The sequence below is a fragment of the Arsukibacterium sp. MJ3 genome (genome assembly GCF_000987765.1).
In the GTDB taxonomy this organism is placed as follows: domain Bacteria; phylum Pseudomonadota; class Gammaproteobacteria; order Enterobacterales; family Alteromonadaceae; genus Alishewanella.
This window is the reverse complement of record NZ_LAHP01000084.1, coordinates 1-866: the sequence shown is the minus strand read 5'-3', so window position 1 is coordinate 866 and position 866 is coordinate 1. Positions and strand designations below refer to the sequence as shown.

The 866-nt window shown below is 49.4% G+C and carries 1 protein-coding gene; it reads right to left on the bottom strand.

The annotated features are described in order from the left end of the window. Window positions 1-281: 281 nt before the first annotated feature. The coding region (locus VT06_RS16845) for a transposase (RefSeq protein ID WP_046555490.1) at window positions 282-866 on the bottom strand (585 nt) is incomplete at its 5' end.

The window sequence follows — 866 nt, the reverse complement described above, 5'->3', positions numbered from 1 at the left end:
ACAAGGATAGGTCGCGCGCAGCCGCGACTTAATCCTGTTGTTGGACAAGCCCGGTGGTTGGGTTTTCTGCTTATATAGTAGATATATCGATGGCAGCCTAAGTGGCTTTGGTTGCGTTGGTCAGCGGCAGTAATTTCTGTCCGAGTTGAACCATCATCGCCGCTTTTGCCAACGGCAATCTGTGTCCTGCTTTTACATTTCTATCTTACCGTTATTCACCTCCCGGGTTAGTTTTTTCATCATGGGTGGGGCAGCTCCTTTGCCTTGGCGCATTCCTTTGCTTAGTGTGTTCGCTTAACGTGGGCGGTTGGCTGCAGTGTCGTAGTGGCTCGATTATGTTTCAGCCAGATTATTTGCAGTATGCCCTGACAGTGTGGGCAGCACTTTTTACTCAGCTGCCTGCTAGGTGGCGGCGATAACCGCACTTTAAGCAGCAATTGAATACGCAGCAAGGTTCGCCTGGCGTTACCGTGTAAAAAACCATAGTCCCGGCTTCGCCTAAAGCCTTTTGGCAAGACATGCTGTAGTACCCGCCATAAAAAATCGACAGCAGGCTCGGTAATGCGTTGGTATTGCTTAGTAGTACTGTTTTTGTACTGGAAGGTCACGTTGCCCTGCTGATAAGACAGAATATTGTCTTCGTTAATAACGCCGCGGTACAAGTACCGCGCCAGGTAGGTTAAGGCGCTGTTACCGCTTCCAATGTATTCGCAATCGGCATTCCACTTTTTAGGGCATTGGTAGGGCAAGCGATACCCGGCGTGTGTCAGGGCGTGAATAAATTTGGCCCGAAACACCTTGGCTACGTTATCGGCTTTGAACAGGTATTTACTGGTTTTCTCGCGCCACAGATTTCGGCGTTTATT